General features: G+C 44.8%; 1 protein-coding gene. It reads right to left on the bottom strand.

Annotated features, from left to right (window positions below; translation table 11 throughout):
* Positions 1 to 2,031 (bottom strand): hemagglutinin repeat-containing protein (locus ACFIQE_RS09825; RefSeq protein WP_375707646.1); only part of this gene is annotated, 2,031 nt, incomplete at both ends.

Here is a 2,031-nt window from a genome sequence, read left to right as displayed (position 1 = left end):
GGTCAAACCCCAAAAGTTATTTTCCATAAACTTCTGATAGCCCGCGACTAGAAGTTCTGAGATAGCAGAATCGGCTTCTGGGAACACAACAAAATAAAGCGGTTCATTTTTATTCTCCGCATGTTGCTCTGCATAAACAGCGGCTTCATAGGGTGGCGTAAAGATGCCATTAAAGGACACATGCACTTTGCCATCAGAGCCTTCTTGCAAATGCTGCTTTTCTTCATCCGTTAAATAATGGAACTTGGGGATTTTTTGTCCACGAGCGTCTTCTATAGGCTCTCCATTTGCATCTATTTCATAGAGTATATTGCCATTTTTATCACGATCCACCACGGCAATGGGGTGCTCTTTGATAAACATGGTTTTATAGGAATCATCGCTGTATTTAAACCCTTCTTCTAAGAGTTGAGTTGCCATTTCACGATTTTCATGGACGATTTGTTCCAGCTTGCCTACATCGAGCTGTTGTACACCCTTATGGGCGCTAGCAGTATCCCGATTAAGGGAGGCTATGGCTTGTTCCACGTCTTGTCCTGTCAACGCCTTCTGCCCTGCTTCATCAGTAATGACAATGGTGCCATTGCTGATAGCGGATTTGGTATATCCTTCCTCTGAATCTTTAGCTTTTGAATGATCTAAGACATTTTTAGCAATGTTTTTCCCGACACCATATTTGCCCTGATACATCGGACCACCCGCTGAAATGCTTAAACCTTGACTGCTGGCTTGCGCATGCGCACTGTTGCTGATATCACTGGTACTAATGCTTCCTGTGGTCAGGCTGTTTTTTTCTGCCGGCGCGGTGCTTTCAATAATACCTCCGGTCAGCGTTGTTTTATCTTTAACGTTGATCTTAAAACCACCATCACCCGCTTTGATGCCTGATTGCTCCACAACACTATGATAATCACTAGAGGATTTATCCTTGTTCAAGGAAATATTGGTTGTGGCTGTACCATCCTTTTCTCGGCTATTATACCCAATGGAAACAGAGTTTTGCTTGCTGGAACTGTGTCCCGTATCACTGCGGCTGGTAATGGCAAAACCACCCCCTACTTCCATTTCTACACGCTCTCCAGAAACCACAGCACCTGCCAATGTGGTGTTTGCCCCACTCGTTGTGTGAACTGTGCCGGTGCCAATAATATGGCTGTTCTTCTGGTGAACCTCCTCACTGGAACCCTTGCCTTTACCAAAAGAAGCATTCCCCATCCACCCTGTACCACCGGTACCATAACTATACCCAACATTCATTGAAGCGCTTTGCGTGTGGTTTTCTGTGCTCTGCGTGTTTTGCGCACTTTCAAAGATGATATCTTTACCTGCTTCCATGGTGATATTCCCGCTCTGTTCATCATTGCTTTGTATCGGGTTTGTACCGGCAATAATATCGGCTCCAACACCATGGATGCTACCTTTGTGGGCTTGCATATTAACAGCGCGTCCTGCTTCTATTGTACCTGTTACCGCGGTAGAAGTCTGAACAGAGGCTTCTGCCTTCTCTGTCTTAAAGCCCACGGTTACGCTAGCAGAAACATCAACAATATCACGAATAGACTGTTTAAGGTTTCCACCCTTCATCTCATTATAAAGACCTTTGCCTTTGCTATAGAGATCATAGCCTTTTAGACCAGCAATAAGACCATTACCGATTTTGTGTTTTGTATCCCCATGACCAAAACGTTTGACTGCATCCTTTACATCTTTTACTGTACCAAGAATGCCCACATTGACAGAGCCTGTCACACCAGCAAAAGACTTTTCATGCTCCTCTGAATGGCTTTTATGGTGATCTGTCATGCCATCAATCGTCACACTTTCTCCACTCACATTGATATCTTGACCGGAAAGCAGATGAGAAGCAGTGATTGTGGTCTCTTTGTCTGATTGCGTGATAATGTTTCCCGTTGCCCCAAGGATAGAGGAGACCGTTGTGGTATGCGATTGAGATGTATCGGACGATTTCTCATGCAAAAAGCCACTTGATGACGATTGTGCTTGCTGATCCAAGTGTTCTTGGGCGCCTTT

Origin of the sequence: Bartonella sp. AA1HLJMS, assembly GCF_042197445.1 — a bacterium.
In the GTDB taxonomy this organism is placed as follows: Bacteria; Pseudomonadota; Alphaproteobacteria; order Rhizobiales; family Rhizobiaceae; genus Bartonella.
Note: the sequence above shows the minus strand (reverse complement) of the source record. Positions and strands in the feature narration are given on the sequence as shown.